The organism is Mycobacterium sp. 852002-40037_SCH5390672 (assembly GCF_001665875.1).
In the GTDB taxonomy this organism is placed as follows: domain Bacteria; phylum Actinomycetota; class Actinomycetes; order Mycobacteriales; family Mycobacteriaceae; genus Mycobacterium.
This window is the reverse complement of record NZ_LZTA01000102.1, coordinates 1-19,183: the sequence shown is the minus strand read 5'-3', so window position 1 is coordinate 19,183 and position 19,183 is coordinate 1. Positions and strand designations below refer to the sequence as shown.

The following is a 19,183-nucleotide window of genomic DNA, read 5'->3' as shown; positions in this document are numbered from 1 at the left end:
CAGCGCGGCGGCTCGGCTGTCAATGATCATGTGGCGCGGCGGGCTCTCACTTCGCGCCTCAGCTCGATCACCTCTTTCTCGAGGTCGATGACGCCCTTCGCGCACATAGCAGTGAGGCCGATGAGTTTCACGACGGCGGCCCAGAGAGGGTTCTTTCCGGTAAAGGACTGGTCGAGGTGGGCGAACCGGTCGCGCAGCTCCTTGCCCACGACGGATTCAGGGTCGAGCTCGATCTCTCTCATCTTGTGGAACGGCGAGAAGTCGGGGATTGCCTCTGGTTCGGGTGCCATGGCGAAAAAGTTTAGGCCTGAAGTCCCAGCGTCGCGATAACCCGTTACGGGCGGCCCGGGACGGTGTCCAGACCACCTTGAATGTCTTGCAGCTTCCCCTGGATGCCTTGCAGGTTTCGTTCGATGTCCTGCAGGTCGGACAACGATTTCTGATAATCCGGCTGCATCGGGTCCGGGCCTGCGGGTCGAGACTGAGGGCAGTACGAGACGATGGCGCCCGCGGTGACCGCGGTGCTTTGCTTGGCGTCCCATATCGACGTTCGCTGCACGAAAGCGGCCGCATCCCCGAAGTTCCGTTGGTGCGCCAGGAAGTCGCAGACCGCGTGCCCTTGGCTCATCACGTATTCCTGGCTGGGAACCGGCACGCCTTCCTGCTTCAACGCGGCGATGAACGCCGCGTCAACCACGCCGATCGCCGGACCGGACGCCTTCGGCGCAACAGGTTTTGAGGGCGCGGACGACGGCGGCGTGTCCTCCGGCTGTGCCGACGAATCCTGGCGGTGGAGCGCGAACATCACCACCACCGCGGAGACGACGGCTACCAGGGATAGCGGTAACGCCGCGAAAAGACCCAAGCGGCGCAGCGCGGCAACCTTGCGTCGCCGAGACACGATGGCGCGGATTTTGCCGGCGCGCGACCCGGTGGCGGCATCGACCCCGGTTTCCCAGGCATCAAACGCGTCGACCTTAGATGACCCTGCGCCATGGGCCAAGATTTCGTCGAGCAGTTCGTCGGCCTCTCGGGACGACAACTGACCGCCCTGCTCACGGATCGCCCGGCGCCGCAGCGCGACGAGCCGCAATTCAGAGTCGATCTGCTCGCGGTCGCGCATATCAACCAGTTTGAGAGTCGCACGCCATTGTCACAACTCCCCCGGCGAACAGAGCACCGTCACCGCATTGAATTCGTGCGGTCCGATGCGAAAGACTCACTGTGAACCGACCAGCCGGAGCCGTGGGATTCGAGCAATGATCACCGTGAGCAGTCGTCGGCGTGCCGCGCCGCTGGTACTCGGCGCGATCATGTTCGCGCTCGTCGGCTGTTCGGCATCGCACCCGGCCGCGACCGGCCCGACCACAACGGCGCGGGCGGACGCGCCGCCGGCGCGGATGGTGCCCGCCGACGCCGGTACGCCCGGCGGTGCGCAACCTCGCCTGGCGTCGGATCCCGCACAACTGGCCGACGACCTGGTGGCCGACGAACGCGCTCTGCGCGATCCGGGGACACCGGACCCGGCGCTGACGGCGGCGGCGCATCGTGAGCAGGCGGCCTACCGCGCCATCGGGCGCCATCCCGAATGGGACGCCGCCACGCGCCCGCGCATCCCACCGGAGCTGGTCGATGTCTACGACCGCAACGTCGACGCCCGCCGGCAACTCACTGCCCTGACACCGGTGCGAGAAACCCTGCCCGCCTGGCGCATCGAGCCGCCGGCACCGGCCGGCGAGCTGATGAACTACTACCACCAGGCCGAGTCGGAATCCGGCGTCAGCTGGAACTACCTGGCCGCGATCAACTTCATCGAAACGCGCTTCGGCAGCATCGTCGGCGCGAGCACCGCCGGCGCCCAGGGGCCCATGCAGTTCCTGCCCTCGACGTTCGCCGGCTACGGCCAGGGCGGCGACATCCACTCACCCCACGACAGCATCTTGGCGGCGGGGCGCTACCTGGCCGCCAATGGCTTCGCCAACGATCGTGATCACGCCATCTACGGGTACAACCACGCCAGCGAATACGTCCGCGCGGTCGACCAATACGCGGCGCTGATCGCCGCCGATCCCGCGACGTTCGCCGCGTACTACCGGTGGGACGTCTACTGCCTCACAACGGCCGGCGACGTGCTGCTGCCCATCGGCTACGACGCGTCCTCACCGATCCCGGCCGCCGACTACGTGGCGGCCCACCCGCAGTAGGCGCGGTCGCTTAGCGGTCAGACGTACTTGCGGGCAATGTCCTGCAGGTGTGAGCGCACATCCTGGCCGGTGGCCCGCTCGAGTCTGATCCCCAGCTCGCCGGCGAGATTGACGAAGCCCATCAGCAGCATGATGTCGCCGTCCGGCTCGTCGACCACGTTCTCGACAAGCCGGCTCCAGGTGAATTCGGGCCCGCTGTCGGACGACCAAGCCGTCATGACGTCGATGGCCCGGCGAACGTTCTCTCTCACGTCCATTCCCGGAGCCTGCCATGCCGGAGCTCTTGCCGCCGGGTCCACACAAGCCCGGAAGACGCGTCAGCGGGCACACCGAGTTACGGCTGCGCCCGCTGACGGTTCAGGTGACCAGTACTGGATCAGTACAGGGGCACCCAGACACCGAAGAACCAGTAACCCCAACCGCCGTACTGCCAGTTGAAGACCGGGATGACGGTAAAGGTGTTGTAGTTGAAGGGTCCGAAGTCGGCCCGTGCCACCGCGACGTCACGCGGCGGTCCGTCCCACGGCCGGTTCCAGCCTCCCGGGGGCGGCGGACCGTCCCAGCCGCCCCGAGGCGGCGGGCCCTCCCAGTGTGGCGGCGGGTGGCCGGGAGCGCGGCCGTCGTTCCAGCCGTAGCCGTGCTCGCGCGGCGGCGGCGGCGCCCCGCGACCGGGGATGCTGAATTGGACATCCGGACCGGCGGGACCACCGATCTGCGCGTTGGCAGTGACCACGTCGTGGCGCGGAATGTACGGCGGGTGCGGCGGCTGCGTGGCCGGCGGATGCATGTCCGCATACCGCTGCCGGTTGTCGTTCGGCGGCGGGTTTTGGCCGTGCTCACCCGGCTGGGTGGTCTGTCCACCCGCGGGCGCGGTGGTTTGCGCACTCGGCGGCGTCGTTTGCACCCCGGGCTGGGTGGTTTGCGGCTCGCTGCCCCGTGACCACTGAGGCTGTGTGCTTTGGGTGGCCGGCGGCTGACTCTGGGTCTGGCTGGCCGGCGGTTGACTCTGGGTCTGGCTGGCCGGCGGTTGACTCTGGGGCTGGCTGGCCGGCGGCTGACTCTGGGGCTGGCTGGCCGGCGGCTGGCTCTGGGTGGCCGGTGGCTGGCTCTGGGTGCTCGGGGCGTCGTGGGTCGGCGGGGGGTTCTGCGGGTTCTGGCCACCGCCCACCTGGACGCCGCCGCCCGCCTGTACGCCCGGGCCGCCGGGGTTGCCCCCGCCGCCGCCACCACCGCCGTGGCAATTCGGGCACGGGGGCGGCGGATCCAGTGGAGCGGAGTAGGCCGACCCGGCGTTCAGCGTCGCCGCCGAGATACTCAGGCCGGCAGCCAACGCGGCAGCGCTGACGACACGTTTCATAGACATAGCTGTGTCCCCTCTTGGGAGTTATCGGCCTGCACTACGGGCAGGTGACGTCCAACTCGAATGGCTTGGTGACCTGCTGCGGTTGCTGCGGGTTGCTCATGTCGGTACCGGTGGCGGTGCCCTTGATCGCCCAGTCTTTGCCCTTCACCGCGGCCCCGGCACTGCCGCTCTGGTTGGGCGCGGCGTCGGAGAAACCGAGCGCGACGCCGTTGACGGTGCCCAATCCGACGGAGTGCACCAGCGGCGGGTTGCCGTTGCTGACCACGGCGCCGAGTCCGGCGGTCGGGTCACCGATGCCGATGTTGGTGTTGTCACCCGCCGCGGTGCAGGTGACCTGCCCGCTGATGTTCTGGTTCTGACCGTCGACGATGAGCACCGGGCCCGCTGCTGCTGGCGCCGCGGAGGACGACGAGCCGGACGACCCGGTATTGGATTTGTTGCTCGAACATCCGGCGCTGGCGGCGACCACCAGGGCCACGCCGGCTACGCCGACCACGATCCCACGCTTCACTACTGCTTCCCTTCGTGTCGCTGGTTCCGCTGCCTCTTCACGTTGGCCGCGTCAACACAGGTGGACTACCTGCCCCTGCGGGCCGACGCGTTACGGCCGGTCCACCTGGTACCCGGTACCCCAGGTTTGCAAACGCTACGTTACGTGCCGCGGGCCTGGTCACCAGCCCGTGTGCGCGTCTCACGGAAGAACGCGAAGCCCCCACTTGCCCAGCAGCGGATTGATGAGCATGAAGTAGGTCGTGTAGTCGTCACCATCGGGCGATGACATCAACAGGCCGACCGCGCTGACGGTGCCGTCCGGGTTCATCACGAAACCGGGACTGCCGCTGTCGCCGTCCAGACTGAACACACTGGCTTCGACGACGTCACCATTGATGCCTTTGATGGCGCCACACGTCTCACCAGTCACCGCGCCGACCTTGCAGAACGGCATACCGACCTGAATCTGCTGGCGGCTCAACACATCCCGAACCTGGTACCTGCCGCCGACGTCACCCACGGGCATGCCGACACTGGGCTCCAGACGGATGATCGCGGCGTCTCTCTTATCGCCCTCATGCTCGCTGGCGGAGATCCTGCCCAGGGGAGCATCGTTGCCGTACGTCCACTCGGTGCCGTCGTGCGCGTCGCAGTGCCCGCTGGTCATCAGGTAATAACTGCCGTCGGAACCCTGCGCTGCGAATCCAGCTGTGCACCTGCCGGATTCGTGATCGACTCCAATGCCCGGCGCCGGCGGCGGCGACGGCAGAGCCGGGGGTGGCGCTGCCACAGCGGTTTTCGCCACCGTCGTCGCGGCCACCGTCACGGCCGCTAAGAGCCCCAATCCCCGCAACCACGCTATGGTCACGCCGTCCCCCTCCGCTTGCGCCCGGCAGATAGTAGCAGCGCTGCCCACCCGAAATGAGGTGGCGACCAATCTGTTCCGTGCACGTGGTTCACTCGGCGTCGACATGCCGGGCAAGGAAGTCCAGCACAGCGCCGGCAAAGATGTCCTTGCGGTCGCCGGCCACCATGTGCCCCGCACCGCGGACGTCGGTGAATTCGACCTGTGGGAAACGTGCGAGGAATTCGTCGGCGCGCTCCTGGCTGACCAGGTCGCTCATCTGGCCGCGGATCAGCAGGATGGGCACCCCGCTGCGCAGGATCGCCTCGACGGCGGCGTGCATCCGATCGGGGTCGGTGACCTCGAAAGGAGGGAAAGCCGCAGTGCCGCTGATGAATTGCGGATCCCAATGCCAGTACCAGCGATCACCGCGGCGACGCAGGTTGGTGGTCAGTCCTTCCAGATCGGTTGGCCGCGGCCGGTGCGGGTTGTATTCGGCGATCGCATCGGCGACTTCGTCGAGTGAGCTGAAACCCGACTCGACCCGGTCGGCCATGAAGGCATGTATCCGGTTCGCCCCGGACTGGTCCATGTTGGGCACGATGTCCACCAACACGACCGCACTGGCGATGCCCGGCGACAGCTCTCCGGCGAGCAGCATCGACGTGAAACCGCCCAGGGAGGCACCGACAAGAACCGGCTGCGGGGGCAGCGTGCGGAGCACTTCTTGGACGTCGGCGGCGAAACTGACGACGCGATAGTCGCCGTCGCCGGACCAATCCGATTCGCCATGGCCGCGCAGGTCGACGGTGACGGCCTGCCAGCCACGGGCGGCGACAGCGGCGGCCGCCTTACCCCAGGACCGGCGGGTCTGTCCGCCGCCGTGCAAGAACACCACGGCGCGCGCGTGCGGATCCCCGAGGCGGTCAGCGACGATCTGCACCCCGCCGGGGCCCTGGATCGTAAACGGTTCAGCTGCCGTGGGCATCAGGTGATACTAAGGCGCACCCACGAAAAGCTCGCGTTGGCTTAACGTCAACGGCATGCGGCGGCGTCAATTCGGAGGGTGCCAAGCGTTGCCGGCGCCGCGCGGAACCGGACCGGAGCGAAGGAGAACGCATGCATCTTGACGAGTACATGTCGCTGGATGCGACCGCCCTCGCCGAGTTGGTCGCGCGCAAGCAGGTCACCCCTGCGGAGCTTCTCGCGTTGGCGCGGCAACGAGCGGATGCGGTGAATCCACGACTGAACGCCATCGTCTGCCGCCTCGACGGCGTCGCCGACCGGCAAGCCGCCGACCCAACCCTGAGCGGGCCGTTCGCCGGTGTGCCGTTCCTGCTCAAAGACCTCGGCCAGGAATACCGTGGCTTTGCGACCTCGTGCGGATCCCGCTCGCTCGCTCATGACGTGGCTGACCGGCACGCGCTGGTCACACAGCGTTTCCTCGACGCGGGCCTGGTGATCTTCGGCAAGACCAATACCCCGGAGTTCGGGGCCAAAGGCGTGACCGAACCCGATTACTGGGGCCCGGCCCGTAATCCCTGGAACACCGGGCACACGCCCGGCGGCTCGTCGGGCGGGTCCGGGGCGGCGGTGGCGGCGGGCATCGTTCCCGCCGCGGGCGCCAACGACGGCGGTGGATCGATCCGCATCCCCGCCGCCTGCAACGGGCTGGTGGGGCTCAAACCCAGTCGGGGATTGGCGCCCTACGGCCCGCAGACCGGTGAACTGTTGTTGGGCATGGCGACGCAGGGAGTGGTGTCACGCACCGTGCGCGACAGCGCGGCGCTACTCGACGCGATCGTCGGACCTGACCCTGGCGCCGCCTACCGAGTAGCGTTGCCCGACAATCTCTTTGGTGAACAAATCAAGCATCGGCCGCAAACCCTGAAGATCGGATACTCGGCACGCTCGGCCATCAACGCGCGGCCGGACCGCGAGGCCGTCGCCGCGGTCGAAGCGGCCGCGGCACTCCTTGACGAGCTGGGTCATCGGGTCGAGGAGGTCGCACCGCCCTACGACGACGCCGCGCTGGGGCGTGACTTTCTGACCATCTGGTTCGCCCAGCTGCACCAGCAAGTCGCCGACATCAGGAAACGAATTGGTGCCCACGACAACGACTTTGAGGCCGATACCTTGGCCATCGCCGAACTCGGCCGGTCCGGCGGTGTGTTGCCGGTCATGTCCGCGCTGGAAAACAGGAACGATTACATCCAATCCCTGGCGGCGTTTCACGACAGCTACGACTTCTTTTTGACCCCCACCCTGGCCGCTCCTCCCCTTGCGGTCGGCGCCACGACAACGTCGGCCGTACTGCAGCGAGTGGCCCGGCTGGTCAGCAAGGTCCGGGCCGGAAAACTCATGGGGCTCAGCGGAATTCTCGACGACCTCATTCAGGAGAGTTTGGGCTGGGTGCCCTATACGCAACTCGCCAATCTCACCGGCCGCCCCGCGATCAGTGTGCCCCTGCATTGGACGGACGCCGGACTTCCCCTGGGTGTGCAATTCGTCGGGAAGCTCGGCTCAGACGGCGATCTGCTGCAGTTGGCCGCGCAACTCGAAGAGGCGCGGCCGTGGGCCCACCGGCATCCGGCACCAGTCGCGGCACCGGATTAGCCCTTCGACGCGTCTCAGGCGCCAGGTCCCGCGTCTTCGGGGCCCCGCTGGCCCCGCTGGCCCCGCCACAAGCCGGCGAAGCGTCGGGCGATGTCGCCGAGGCGACCGCCCGCGTGCTGCGAACCCTTGATACGGCCCAAGGCTTCTCGTCCCTCGCTCGCGTAATCCTTGACGGATTCGTCGCCTTCCTCGGCGCGCATGTCTGCTCTCCAATCCTGTTTCGTTATTCCGGCGCCTGACGCTCGGGTGATTCCGATGGCGTCAAGCGCTCGGGCGGTTCTGCCGGCGTGAGCCGTTCGGGCGTCTCCGCCGGCGTGAGCCGCTCCGGCGTCTCGCCGGGAGTACCCTGCGGGGGCTCCGAATTTTCCGGCCGCTCCGCCGAAAACGGCCTGAGGCGGGTATCGATCATGCTCAGTCCTTTGCTCGGCTCATGGCCGCGTACCCGCCGTACCGGGGCACCCAAACGCCCGCGGCGATACCGGACCGACCTCGGCGACGCCCCTAGCGACGAGCCGGGTCCTTGTGAGCCTTGATCGGCGCGGTGCTGGGCGCCACCATGAGCAGGTTGCCGCGCAGGCTGCCCCGCGCGGTCCGAACGGTCACCAGCAACCAGGTGAACAGCAGACCCGCGTAGGCGACACCCGCCGCCACTTTGAACGCAGGCAGATGGGTGTGCCCGGCGAGTTGAGAGGTCCCCGTGACGAAGGTTCCGACCGGAAAGGTCAGGCTCCACCACGTCAACGCGAATGGCATTCCCCGCCGCAGCGTGCGAACCGTCAACGCGGTCGCCAGCGCGATCCACAACACCGCGAAACCCCACACCGGGACGCCGTAGAGGATCGCGAAGGCGTTCAGGTCCTCGGCCAGCTCCGCGTCGACGGCCAATGCCGCATTGGCCCCCAAAATCCCTGCGGCCGTGATGGATTGGCCGAGCGGACCCAACACGATCCACAACGTCGGCACCCGCGCGGAGCCCGAGGTGCCGAATAGGGTCAGGCGGCTCCAGATCATTGCGATGATGTTCAGCGAAGCCACCAACGACAACCCGAACATCGCGTAGCAGCCGTACAGCATGGTCGCTCGACCCGTGCCCGCCGCCATATGAGGTAGCAGCAGCGCGCCCGTCGCCGCGGTCACCATGGGGGGAACGACCGGCATCAACCATCCACCGAACGCCGCGTCGGGCTCGACGGCGTGCTGGGTGAACATGAGGAACGGAATGCTGACGGCGGTGAACAGCCCGCCGAGAGTGCCGCCGATCCACAGCACCCAGTCGACATCGACCGCGATGCGCTCCCCGAGCAGGTCCCTGCCGACCAGCACGGCCCCCGCGCCGACCGTCATCAGCGCCATGGGGGCGGCGCCGTAGAAGTGGGCCATCTGCGGATTGCGCGCGTGGGTGCGCGCCACGGTCGGATGGCGGAACCAGTGGCCGCCGACCACCACGATCAGCGCCACCAGCAGCGCGGCCGCGACCACCCAGACCACTTGCGCGAAGGCCCGCAGCCCCGCGACGTGGACGGGCAGGGTGGCGCCGGCGATCGCGACGATCCCGGTGCCCATCACCGAGGCGAACCAGTTGGGTCCGATGTTGCCGAGTACCTCGACCCGGGTGTGCGCCGGGGCTGCGTCGTGCGGGTCTGCGGTGGCCACAGCTGAAGAACCTACTGGCCGCGCGGGCCTACCGCTGGATCAGCCGCATACACTCCAACCGTGGTCAATCCGGCGCAACCGGGGTCGGCGGTCAACAGGATCCCGATGATCGTCGGTGTTGCCGTCGTCGTGCTCTTTGCCGTCCTCGCGGTGCCCATCAAGCAGCGATGCGGTGCGCCGGGCTTTTCGTGCGCGTCGACGCTGGATACCGACGGCAATATCCATTACTACTACGAGGTCGAACCGGTCGGCGTCTACCTCGCTGAAATCGTCACCGGCGCCAACCTGACACTCTTTTACTCCTCGGGTGAGGACCTGGTCAAAGCCCGCTAGCGGGTGGCGGCGGTTTGCTGGCCATGTCGATGCGACCGCGCCCGCTGGGCGGTATCCGCTCGGTAACATCTTCGGCTCGATCCGGGCGACCACGTGGCCGGCTCGAGACATGCCCGAGACCATGGCGGCCACAACAGGGCAAAACATGCTGGTAGAGCGAGGATGGGAAGCACGAATCGCGCCCGCCCGTCCCGACGAACGTGCTCCCGCCGACCGTGTGACGGGTGCTCTCGATTGGGGGCTTCATAGCAAGCTAACGCATACTTGTCACCATGCTTGAAGCGACATCGCCGCAAAGCACCGTTGCGGTGCCCGGTGATGTGCTGGGCGTGGGCAGAGGTTTGTGATGGCCCGCTCGGGCGGCGCCCATCGCCGTCATCGAGCCGTCCGTCAACCCTCACGTCTCCGCAAAGGGCTGACCCGCACCCTGGGCGCGCTAGTCTCCGTGGCGGCCGTGGGTCTGACCGGGGCGGGATATTACGTGGCGCACGGTGCGCTGGGCGGCATCACGGTGTCGAACGCGCTGCAGCCCGACGATCCCAGGTCCAGCGGCGACAACATGAACATCCTGCTGATCGGGCTGGACTCGCGCAAAGATCAGGACGGCAACGACCTGCCCAATTCGATCCTCAAGCATCTGCACGCCGGCGATTCCGACGACGGTGGCTACAACACCAACACGATGATCCTGGTGCACGTCAGCGCCGACAACAAAGTCGTCGCTTTCTCGATCCCGCGCGACGACTGGGTGCCCTTCACCGGGGTCCCGGGATACAACCACATCAAGATCAAAGAGGCATACGGGCTGACGAAACAGTACGTCGCCCAAAAGCTGGCCAACCAGGGCAGCGCCACTCAGAAAGAACTCGAGACCAAGGGGCGCGAAGCCGGCCGGGCGGCGACGCTGCGCGCGGTGCGAAGCCTGACAGGTGTTCCCATCGACTACTTCGCCGAGGTCAATCTGGCCGGGTTCTTCGATCTGGCGCAGACCCTCGGCGGCGTTGACGTGTGCCTGAATCACCCCGTCTACGATTCGTATTCCGGGGCCGACTTCCCGGCCGGGCGGCAGCGGCTGGACGCGTCCGAGGCGCTGTCGTTTGTCCGGCAGCGTCACGGCCTGGAGAACGGGGATCTGGACCGCACGCACCGGCAGCAGGCGTTCATCTCGTCGGTCATGCAGGAGCTGCAGGCCGCGGGCACCTTCAGCAACATCGACAAGCTCAAGAACCTGATGGCGGTGGCCCGCAAAGACGTGGTGCTCTCGGCGGGCTGGAACGACGACATGATCCAACGGCTCGGCGGGCTGGCCGGCGGCAACGTCGAATTCCGGACGCTGCCGGTGGTGCGCTACGACAACATCGACGGACAAGACGTCAACATCGTCGACCCAGCGGCGATCAAGGCCGAGGTGGCGGCGGCGATTGGCGCCGACATCCCGACGACCGCGACGACCACCACCGCCGTGAAGCCAGATCCGTCCACCGTCGTCGACGTGGTGAACTCCGGCAGCATGAGCGGTCTGGCCACCGAGGTATCGCGCGCGCTGAAAAAGAAGGGCTACACCCCGGGCCAGGTCCGCGATCGCGAATCCGGCGACCCGACGACCACCACGGTGGAATACGGCGCCGGTGCGCAGACCGATGCGCAAAATCTGGCCAACCTGCTCGGCGTGGACGCGCCTAAGCAACCCAGCCCCAGCGTGCAGTCCGGACACATCCGGGTGACCGTGGATACCAATTTCACGATGCCCACAAACGACGAGACTCAGATGGACGACACGACGAGCACCAGCTCGAGCACGACGTCGACCAAGGCGAAGAGCTACTACTACAACGGCACGACCACGACCTATCCGACGCCCGATCAGGGAAAGCCGATCGATGGCGGCGGCGTGCCGTGCGTTAACTAGCGCGGCGAAGCCGGGCGCAGCGGGTCGCCGCCGTCAAGCATGCGTGCCGCCGTCGATGCGGATTTCGGTGCCGGTGATGAACGCCCCGTCGTCTGATACCAGCATGGCGATCACACCCGCGACGGCGGTGGGATCGGCCATCCCGGTGCCGCTGGATTCGACCGTGGTCGGTAGCACCGGCATCAGCCTCGAAAACAGCGACCAGTCAGCGTCTTTGGGAATGTACCCGCCGGTGGCGTCGGTGATCCCGGACTTGATGCTGCCCGGCGCCACGCACACCGCGCGCAGGCCGTCGCGTGCGTATTCGAGCGCCAGCGAGTGCGTGAAGGCCTGGATCCCGCCCTTGCTCGCGGCGTAGGCGGCCATATAGGGATGGGCGAACGAGGCCGACGTGGAACTGAAGTTCACGATCGCGCTGCGCGAATTCGCCAGCAGGGACGGTAGCGCTTCCCGGACCACCAGGAAGGTCCCGGTCAGGTTCACGCCGACGATCTGGTTCCAGAGTTCGAGGCTGGTCTCGTGGGTGTGCGCGGCCCGCAGGATGCCGGCGGCATTCACCAGCGAGTCAAGCCCGCCCAGTTGCTCGACGGCCAGGCATACCCCGTCGCTCACCGAATCCTCGCTGCCGACATCCATCGGCACGGTGGTGAGCCGGTCGGCGGTGCCGGCCTCTTTTGCCCGCGCCCTGGTGTTGTCCAAGCCGTCGGCCGCGACGTCGGAGGCCACGACGGCGGCACCCTCCTCCAGCAAGCGCAGCGCGGTGGCCTGGCCGATACCCGACGCGGCGCCCGTCACCAGGATCCGCTTGCCCTCGAGTCGCTTCATTGCATCTCCGGTTCCCTAGGCGTGGCGACGGGTCAGGGTGTCACCACTCCGCGCAGCGCGTCGGCGCCGTACATCTGCACCATCATCGAGGAGTAATCCGGACCGCGGCGCAAAATGTGTCCACCGTCGACGTTGATGCACTGGCCGGTGATCCAGGCGGCCGCGTCGCTGAGTAGGAACATCGCCAGGTTGGCGACGTCTTCAACCTCGCCGACTCGCGGCAGCGGAGTGCAAAGGGCGTAGTCGCCGCTGATCTCCGGCGATTGGATCACGCTCGCGTCGACCAGATCGGTGCGGATCAGGCCGGGCCGGATGCTGTTGACCCGCACCCATGACGGGCCGAGTTCGTCGGCGGCCAGCATCATCATGTGATCGATCGCCGACTTGGTGACCCCGTAGGGCCCGAACCAGCGGTGGGTGTTGCTGGCCGCGATCGACGAGATCCCGATGAACGAGCCGCCACCACCACGCACCAACTCGCGCCCCACATGCTTGAGCACGTACATGGTGCCGTTGACGTTGAGGTCTACGGTGTTTCGCCAGGCCTCCGAGTCGGTATGGGTGATCGGTCCCACGGTCAGAGAGCCACCCGCGCAATGCACCGCGCCGTGCAGCCGGCCGTGCCAGGCCGTGGCCGCGTCGACCGCACGGACCACCTCGTCCTCGCTCGTGACATCGGCGGGCTCGTAGCGAATGGAGCCGCCACCGGGCAGGGCTTCGATCTCCTTGACGGCCCCGGCGAGTCGGTCGGCGTTGCGGCCGACGATCATGACCGAGGCGCCGGCGGCGACCAGCCCGGCGGCGACGCCCTTGCCGATTCCGCTACCGCCACCGGTGATCAGATAAGTCCGGTCTTCGAAAGAAAGCTGCACGCAAGCCGCCTCTCAACTGAAACAGGTTCTAGTCATCGAACCATGCGCCGTTGCCGGTGGTGACGACTCCCCCGAACATGTGACCAGAGGGGGGCCCCGGCTACGGGATGTCGCGACGGGCAAGCTTGGTCGGCTTGGCGTTGCGCCAATCCTCGACGTCGGGCGGCAGGCCGACCGGATACCTGTTCTCGTTGTGGGCCGCCCAGTGCGCGTGACCCAATTCGTGAATGTGGAACGCGTGCCGCAACGCCTCGGTGAAGCCCATCGCATCAGCCGCCGCGTTGACCGAATCCTTGATCAGCATGGCGGCCATCGTCGGCCGCTCAGCGATGCGGCGCGCGAATTCCAGTGTCTTGTCCGTTAATTCGTCGGCAGGGAAGACCTTGGAAACCATGCCGAGGCGGTAGGCCTCGTCGGCGTCCAGCGCATCACCGGTCAGCAGCAGCTCTTTGGCCTTGCGGGGGCCGAATTCCCAAGGGTGAGCGTAGTATTCGACGCCCGGCATGCCCATCCGGACGCCGACCACGTCGCTGAACTTCGCATTGTCGGCGGCGACGATCAGATCGCACGCCCAGATCAACATCAGGCCGGCCGAGATGGCGTTGCCTTGAACCTGGGCGATGGTGATCTTGCGCAGATCGCGCCAGCGGCAAGTGTTTTGGAAGAAGTAATGCCACTCCTGCAGATAGGTCTTCTCTGCGACCGGATCGCGGGTGGCGCCGTTGATCCGAAACGTCGGATGCTGCCCCGCTCCGGGCGCCCGCTCGGCGAGCGCCAACTCCGAGCCGAGGTCGTGACCGGCGGAGAAGTTCTTGCCGCGTGCGGCCAGAATCACCACCCGCACGGTGTCGTCGGCCTCGGCGCGCAGGAACGCCTCGTCGAGCTGAACCAGCAGGCCGCGGCTCTGCGCGTTGTGAGCGTCGGGCCGATTGAGCCAGATCCGGGCGATGAGACCATCGTCCAGAGTTTCATAGGTAACCAGCTCCTCGGCGCCGGCATTGGCCGCCTGCGCGCCGGCTTGCTCGGAGAGAGTCATTCCGCCCACCTCGCTTGTTGTCAGCTCCGACTCGTTTACACATTACGGCCAGTGTGTAACCGGTCGTCGCTGGGGTGATCAGCCGCCGGCCCTACCAGCCGCGCATCACCCTGCGGTCTCGGGCCGCCGGCCCAGCGGCAGCAGCCGATGGTCGCGGGTGAACACCAGCCGGACGATGCCCATCGCGACGACCACCGTGGTGGCCGCGACCGAACCCAGGATCAAGAACATCACCACGGCCTGTACCAACACGGCCTGCAACGGCGGCACCCCGGCGAGGATGAGGCCGGTCATGGCGCCCGGCAGGAATACCAGGCCGGTGGCTTTGGTCGTTTCGATCTGCGGAGATATCGCCGAGCGCAAGGCGATTCGCAGGTACGGGGACGCGGCCTGTCCGGAGGGCTGGCCCAGTGCCAGGCGGGCTTCGACCTCGTCGCGTTTGTCGCGCAGCTCGTCGACCAACCGCCGAGCCACCAGCACCATGGCGGTCATCGAGTTGCCGATCATCATCCCGGCGACCGGCACCAGGGTGCGCCCCTGCAGTGGGAACACTCGCAGACCGAAGATCACCCCCAGCGTCACCACCGCAGCGCCGGCGAACGCGGCAACGGCCAGCGGCGCAAACCGCGGCACCTCCGGTGCCCTGCGGCGGGCGACATCTCCGGCGTAGGCCACCATCCCGGCGACCCACGCCCACGACCACCACAGCGAACGGCCCGGCTCGAACAGCAGCGTCAGCGCACCGCCCACGAGCAGCAACTGCACCAGCGCGCGCGCCGCGGCCCACAGCAGTTGCCGCTCCAAACCCAACCGCCGCCACACTGAGATCCCGGCCGCGAACGCCACCAGGATCAGCGACGTCGCCAGGCCCACCCAGCCGACTTGACCGTTCACCACGCCACCGATCCGTCGCCGGGCCTGGAGGCGACCGGGCCCAGTCCCAGGCTGCGGCCGGACTTCAGGCGCAGGACCCGGTCGGCGGCCCTCTTCACCTGCGCCGAGTTATGGGTGACCCACAGGGCGGGGGTGCCGTCGGCGGCCAGATCACGCACCGCGCACTCGATGACTTCGGCCGCTTCGGTGTCGACGGCGGAGGTGGGTTCATCCAGCAGCAGCACCCGGGGTTGCGCCATCAAGGTGCGGGCCAGGCACACCCGTTGCGCTTCGCCACCCGAGAGCCCGGCCACGTCGCGGTCCAACCACGATCCGGTCAACGCGACCCGGGCCAGCACGTCTCGCATCCGCGCGTCGGATGCGTCCGGGGCGGCGGCCCGCAGGTTGTCGGCGACGGTGCCCGGAAACGGCGTCGGACGCTGGAAGCACATGCCCACCCGGCGTCGCAGCCACAGCGGGTCGAGCGCGGCGATGTCCGAACCATAGAAAGACGCCCGCCCGCTCGTCGGCAGCTCCAGCCGGTTGCACAGCCGAAGCAGGGTCGATTTGCCCGAGCCCGACGGGCCGAACACCGCCGTCACACCGTGACCCGGGATGCAGGCGGTCAGCCCGTCCAGCGCACGCACCCCTTGCCGTTCCACGACGACATCGAGGAACTCGAACACCATGTCGTTATCGGCGCCCTCGTCAACCACCCGCTTATCCTGCATCACGACGGGTACCGCCGATCGCGTCTTCGCGAGCGGCGCGGCGAACACCTGCAAACCAGCCATAAATGCGGCTAGCACCCGTTAGCTGGCGAGACGGGCTGCGACCGGTCACCGGCGTCGCCTACAGTTAAGTCATGCCTACGAAATCTGATCCTGGCGAAATCGACGACGTCGAGCCGGTGGCCGACAGCACTGCGAGCCAGGCCAGGCGGGTCGTCGCGGCGTACGCCACCGACGCCGACGAGTGCCGGGTGTTTCTGTCCATGCTGGGTATTGGGCCTTCGAAACTCGACGTGTAAATGTCTCCAGGGGGAGGGCGAAGCTCGAAGTCGGCCGACTACGGGAATTCCGACTTCGTCGTAGTCGCCAACCGGTTGCCGGTGGACCAAGAGCGGCTTCCCGACGGCACCACGGCGTGGAAACGCAGCCCCGGCGGATTGGTCACGGCGCTCGAGCCGCTGCTGCGCCGCCGGCGTGGGGCGTGGGTTGGCTGGGCTGGGGTCGTCGACGAGGACACCGACCACGAGGGCGAGCCGATCGTCCAGGAGGACCTGGAGCTTCGGCCGGTCAAACTGAGCTCCGACGACGTCGCCGAATACTACGAGGGTTTCTCCAACGCCACGCTGTGGCCGCTGTATCACGACGTCATCGTCAAACCGAGCTACCACCGCGAATGGTGGGAGCGCTACGTCGACGTCAATCGCCGCTTCGCCGAAGCCACCTCTCGTGCCGCCGCAGAAGGCGCGACGGTCTGGGTGCAGGACTACCAGTTGCAGCTGGTACCGGCGATGCTGCGCGAACTGCGGCCCGACCTGATCATCGGCTTCTTCCTGCACATCCCCTTCCCGCCGGTCGAGCTGTTCATGCAGATGCCGTGGCGGACCGAGATCGTTGAGGGCCTGCTCGGCGCGGACCTGGTCGGATTCCATCTGGCCGGCGGCGCGCAAAACTTCCTATTCCTTGCCCGGCGGTTGACCGGTGCCAACACGTCGCGCGGCGCGGTGGGAGTGCGGTCACGGTACGGCGAGGTGGAGCTCGGGTCCCGCGTCGTGCGGGTGGGCGCCTTCCCCATCTCCATCGACTCCAGCTCCCTGGACCAGGCGGCCCGTCACCGCGACATCAAGCGCCGCGCCCGGGAGCTGCGCGCCGAGTTGGGCAACCCCCGCAAGATGCTGCTCGGCGTCGACCGGCTCGACTACACCAAGGGCATCGACGTTCGCCTGAAAGCCTTTTCGGAGCTGCTGGCGGAGGGCCGCGCCAAGCGCGACGACACGGTGCTGGTCCAGTTGGCGACACCGAGCCGCGAACGGGTGGACAGTTATCAGCAGCTGCGCAACGACATCGAACGTCAGGTCGGCCACATCAACGGCGAGTACGCCGAAGTCGGCCATCCGGTGGTGCACTACCTGCACCGGCCGGTCCCCCGCGACGAACTCATCGCGTTCTTCGTGGCCGCCGACGTCATGCTGGTCACCCCGCTGCGCGATGGGATGAACCTGGTCGCCAAGGAGTACGTCGCCTGCCGCAGCGATCTCGGCGGTGCGCTGGTGCTGTCCGAATTCACCGGCGCCGCCGCCGAACTCCGGCACGCGTATCTGGTCAATCCGCACGACCTCGAAGGCGTCAAGGACACGATCGAGGCCGCGCTCAACCAGACCGTCGAAGACGGACGACGCCGGATGCGGTCACTACGCCGCCAGGTCCTCGCGCACGACGTCGACCGCTGGGCGAGGTCGTTCCTTGACGCGCTCGCCGAAGCACGACCCGGCGACGCCGAGTAGTTCGCAGGTGCAAGGACCCATGGTGTTGGCGCCCAAACGCTGTGATACTCAGGTGCAGCGTCGCACGCGAGGGAGGAGTATCACATGAAGCTCCGTCACGGGATGGCCGCGGGTGCCGCGATATTCACTGCCGTCGCGGTGGGAATCGCGCTGCAATCCGGTCAACCGGCCAAAGCGCTCGGACCACCGGCGGATGGCAATTACTCCTTCAACGAGGCCGGCGTGTCCGGGGTTACCTGGACCGTTACGGCGATATGCGATCAGCCCTCGGGCACGCGGAATATGAACGACTACTCCGATCCGATCGTGTTCGCGATGAACTGCGCGCTGAACGTCGTGAGTTTTACGGATGAGCGGATCAGTGCTGCGGACAAGCTGCAGAACTTCAGCGGCCGGGCCCGAATGTCCAGCATGCTGTGGACCTTCCAGGTCACGAAGGACAATGGTGTGGCCTGCCCGGGCGGCGGCACTGCGCCGTCCAACGAAACCTTCGCTTTCAGCGACGAGACGATGAGCGGCACCCACACCACCATCCACGGACCCGTGTGTGGCATGCAGCCGGAGATGAAGAAGCAACCGTTCTCGCTGGCGATGATCGGGCCGCCGCCCAGTCCGGTGCAGCGTTACCCGTTGTACTGCAACGGCATTGCCATGTGCTACTGACGTCGATCGATTTTCGGTGGGGCTAGATCGGCGTGATGTAGGCGATCAGCCACTGCTTGCCGATCTTCTTGAAGTCCACCCGCAACCGGCTGCCGTCATACAGCGGCTGGCGTGACTTGTCGGTCACGGTGCGGTTCATGAAGACCATCACCGAGGCCGATTCCCGTTTGGCCGACATCACTCCCACGCCAACGACATTGGCCTGGACCACCACTTCGCGCTTCTTGGCCTCGGGGATGATCTGGTTGTTTGCGCTCTTCTGAAACTCCGCGCGATAGTCCGGGGTCAACAGCGGATACGCCGCCGACAGGCTCCGTTCAACCGTTTGGTAGTCGTACGCGAAGACCTCGGGAATCTCCTTGGCCGCCAGGCCGGGCAGCACCGCCCGCGCGGCCTGCTCGCCGCGCGTCTGCACGCGGTCCCAGTACATCCAGCCGGCCACCGCGGACAGCCCGACGAACGCCACGGCCAAGAGGTAACCCGCGACGACCAGCAGCCAACGCCGCCATCGCATCAATTACCTCCGTCGGGATATTTCAGGTCGTAGCCGCTCATCTTCCCCGCGTCGTCCTCGTGCACGATGACGCGCAAGCGATAGGGCATCGACGGCTTGTTGACGCCGTCGATGTCGGCGACCGTGACACGCACCGACACCAGCACAGACGCGTTATCGGTAACGGCGTCAACGCCTTCCAATGCAGCGCCGTTGACGACGGCTTCCGACGTCGCGTTGGTGGAGCGGAAAAGTGCCTTGAGATTCTCGGCGTTGTTGTTGGCGCCGAGCATGCCGCGCAGCGGGCCGCTGGTGCCGTTGATGAAGCGGTTGACGCTCTCGTCGATGTTGTCCTGCTTATAGCTGAACATGTTGACCACCGTCTGCGTCGCGGTGTCGACGAAGCGTTGATCGCGCGTCTGTGCCGCGGTGGCGTGGCGGCGCTGCTTGTTCAGCCTGTCTCTTATACACATCTCCGAGCCCACGAGACGCGTA

General features: G+C 67.0%; 22 protein-coding genes and 1 pseudogene. 7 read left to right on the top strand and 16 right to left on the bottom strand.

All coding sequences use genetic code 11. The annotated features are described in order from the left end of the window. Positions 1 to 26 precede the first annotated feature (26 nt). Both A5782_RS19180 and A5782_RS19175 read right to left on the bottom strand, forming a co-directional pair. Positions 27 to 290, bottom strand: coding sequence for a hypothetical protein (locus tag A5782_RS19180; RefSeq protein ID WP_067103539.1), 264 nt, complete (start codon positions 288 to 290; stop codon positions 27 to 29). A gap of 44 nt (positions 291 to 334) precedes the next feature. Continuing rightward, positions 335 to 1,123, bottom strand: a complete 789-nt coding sequence (locus tag A5782_RS19175; RefSeq protein ID WP_067103537.1) for a DUF732 domain-containing protein — start codon at positions 1,121 to 1,123, stop codon at positions 335 to 337. A gap of 136 nt (positions 1,124 to 1,259) precedes the next feature. Here A5782_RS19175 and A5782_RS19170 point away from each other — a divergent pair, with 136 nt between their 5' ends. Further along, positions 1,260 to 2,204, top strand: coding sequence for a lytic transglycosylase domain-containing protein (locus A5782_RS19170; protein WP_067103534.1), 945 nt, complete (start codon positions 1,260 to 1,262; stop codon positions 2,202 to 2,204). 17 nt (positions 2,205 to 2,221) lie between these two features. Here A5782_RS19170 and A5782_RS19165 read toward each other — a convergent pair whose 3' ends face one another. From A5782_RS19165 to A5782_RS19145, 5 genes are all read right to left on the bottom strand, one after another. After that, positions 2,222 to 2,461: a hypothetical protein gene (locus A5782_RS19165; RefSeq protein ID WP_067103532.1), complete on the bottom strand. Its 240-nt coding sequence runs from the start codon at positions 2,459 to 2,461 to the stop codon at positions 2,222 to 2,224. A 119-nt stretch (positions 2,462 to 2,580) separates the two neighbouring features. Beyond that, positions 2,581 to 3,561 carry an MAP_0585 family protein gene (locus A5782_RS26540; RefSeq protein WP_067103530.1) on the bottom strand — a complete coding sequence of 327 codons (981 nt, stop codon included), beginning with the start codon at positions 3,559 to 3,561 and terminating at the stop codon, positions 2,581 to 2,583. 40 nt (positions 3,562 to 3,601) lie between these two features. Beyond that, on the bottom strand, positions 3,602 to 4,078 hold the full coding sequence (locus A5782_RS19155; protein ID WP_067103528.1) for a lipoprotein LpqH: 477 nt from the start codon (positions 4,076 to 4,078) through the stop codon (positions 3,602 to 3,604). A gap of 180 nt (positions 4,079 to 4,258) precedes the next feature. Further along, on the bottom strand, positions 4,259 to 4,927 hold the full coding sequence (locus A5782_RS19150) for a S1 family peptidase (protein ID WP_067103526.1): 669 nt from the start codon (positions 4,925 to 4,927) through the stop codon (positions 4,259 to 4,261). 88 nt (positions 4,928 to 5,015) lie between these two features. Continuing rightward, entirely contained in the window at positions 5,016 to 5,891 is an 876-nt protein-coding gene (locus tag A5782_RS19145; RefSeq protein ID WP_197694281.1) for an alpha/beta fold hydrolase, read from the bottom strand. A 131-nt stretch (positions 5,892 to 6,022) separates the two neighbouring features. On the opposite strand from A5782_RS19145, the gene A5782_RS19140 reads away from it, so the two are divergent. Beyond that, positions 6,023 to 7,519: an amidase gene (locus tag A5782_RS19140; protein WP_067103522.1), complete on the top strand. Its 1,497-nt coding sequence runs from the start codon at positions 6,023 to 6,025 to the stop codon at positions 7,517 to 7,519. A 14-nt stretch (positions 7,520 to 7,533) separates the two neighbouring features. Here the strand turns inward: A5782_RS19140 and A5782_RS19135 are convergent, their stop codons facing one another. Then, complete coding sequence (locus A5782_RS19135; RefSeq protein ID WP_067103520.1) at positions 7,534 to 7,719, bottom strand: hypothetical protein; 186 nt, start codon at positions 7,717 to 7,719, stop codon at positions 7,534 to 7,536. Between the two features lie 301 nt (positions 7,720 to 8,020). Further along, positions 8,021 to 9,172 carry a TDT family transporter gene (locus A5782_RS19130; RefSeq protein WP_067103517.1) on the bottom strand — a complete coding sequence of 384 codons (1,152 nt, stop codon included), beginning with the start codon at positions 9,170 to 9,172 and terminating at the stop codon, positions 8,021 to 8,023. Between the two features lie 105 nt (positions 9,173 to 9,277). Between A5782_RS19130 and A5782_RS19125 the strand changes: the two genes are divergently transcribed. Together A5782_RS19125 and A5782_RS19120 are read left to right on the top strand one after the other, a co-directional pair. Beyond that, the gene (locus tag A5782_RS19125; RefSeq protein ID WP_067103835.1) at positions 9,278 to 9,505 is read left to right on the top strand and encodes a hypothetical protein; all 228 of its coding nucleotides are present in this window, start codon (positions 9,278 to 9,280) and stop codon (positions 9,503 to 9,505) included. 346 nt (positions 9,506 to 9,851) lie between these two features. Next, complete coding sequence (locus A5782_RS19120) at positions 9,852 to 11,414, top strand: LCP family protein (protein ID WP_156624027.1); 1,563 nt, start codon at positions 9,852 to 9,854, stop codon at positions 11,412 to 11,414. 33 nt (positions 11,415 to 11,447) lie between these two features. Here A5782_RS19120 and A5782_RS19115 read toward each other — a convergent pair whose 3' ends face one another. From A5782_RS19115 to A5782_RS19095, 5 genes are all read right to left on the bottom strand, one after another. Next, entirely contained in the window at positions 11,448 to 12,239 is a 792-nt protein-coding gene (locus tag A5782_RS19115; RefSeq protein WP_067103514.1) for an SDR family NAD(P)-dependent oxidoreductase, read from the bottom strand. A gap of 32 nt (positions 12,240 to 12,271) precedes the next feature. Beyond that, a complete protein-coding gene (locus tag A5782_RS19110) occupies positions 12,272 to 13,111 on the bottom strand; it encodes an SDR family oxidoreductase (RefSeq protein ID WP_067103512.1) in 840 nt (279 codons plus the stop codon). A gap of 100 nt (positions 13,112 to 13,211) precedes the next feature. After that, positions 13,212 to 14,147 carry an enoyl-CoA hydratase gene (locus tag A5782_RS19105; protein ID WP_067103510.1) on the bottom strand — a complete coding sequence of 312 codons (936 nt, stop codon included), beginning with the start codon at positions 14,145 to 14,147 and terminating at the stop codon, positions 13,212 to 13,214. A gap of 105 nt (positions 14,148 to 14,252) precedes the next feature. Next, positions 14,253 to 15,041 carry an iron export ABC transporter permease subunit FetB gene (gene fetB / locus A5782_RS19100; RefSeq protein WP_067103834.1) on the bottom strand — a complete coding sequence of 263 codons (789 nt, stop codon included), beginning with the start codon at positions 15,039 to 15,041 and terminating at the stop codon, positions 14,253 to 14,255. Beyond that, positions 15,038 to 15,805, bottom strand: a complete 768-nt coding sequence (locus A5782_RS19095) for a phosphate ABC transporter ATP-binding protein (protein WP_231986732.1) — start codon at positions 15,803 to 15,805, stop codon at positions 15,038 to 15,040. The genes fetB and A5782_RS19095 overlap by 4 nt, the downstream gene beginning before the upstream one ends. Positions 15,806 to 15,885: 80 nt before the next feature. Between A5782_RS19095 and A5782_RS26275 the strand changes: the two genes are divergently transcribed. The 3 genes from A5782_RS26275 (at position 15,886) to A5782_RS19085 (ending at position 18,195) form a co-directional block, all read left to right on the top strand. Then, the gene (locus A5782_RS26275; RefSeq protein WP_156624026.1) at positions 15,886 to 16,050 is read left to right on the top strand and encodes a hypothetical protein; all 165 of its coding nucleotides are present in this window, start codon (positions 15,886 to 15,888) and stop codon (positions 16,048 to 16,050) included. Then, on the top strand, positions 16,051 to 17,532 hold the full coding sequence (locus A5782_RS19090; protein ID WP_067103508.1) for a trehalose-6-phosphate synthase: 1,482 nt from the start codon (positions 16,051 to 16,053) through the stop codon (positions 17,530 to 17,532). 84 nt (positions 17,533 to 17,616) lie between these two features. Further along, complete coding sequence (locus A5782_RS19085; protein ID WP_067103506.1) at positions 17,617 to 18,195, top strand: hypothetical protein; 579 nt, start codon at positions 17,617 to 17,619, stop codon at positions 18,193 to 18,195. 22 nt (positions 18,196 to 18,217) lie between these two features. On the opposite strand, the gene A5782_RS19080 is transcribed toward A5782_RS19085, so the two are convergent. Next, entirely contained in the window at positions 18,218 to 18,709 is a 492-nt protein-coding gene (locus tag A5782_RS19080) for a mammalian cell entry protein (protein WP_066989009.1), read from the bottom strand. Next, positions 18,709 to 19,183: pseudogene (locus A5782_RS19075) on the bottom strand (hypothetical protein); the annotation flags it as partial. The gene A5782_RS19080 and the pseudogene A5782_RS19075, both read right to left, overlap by 1 nt.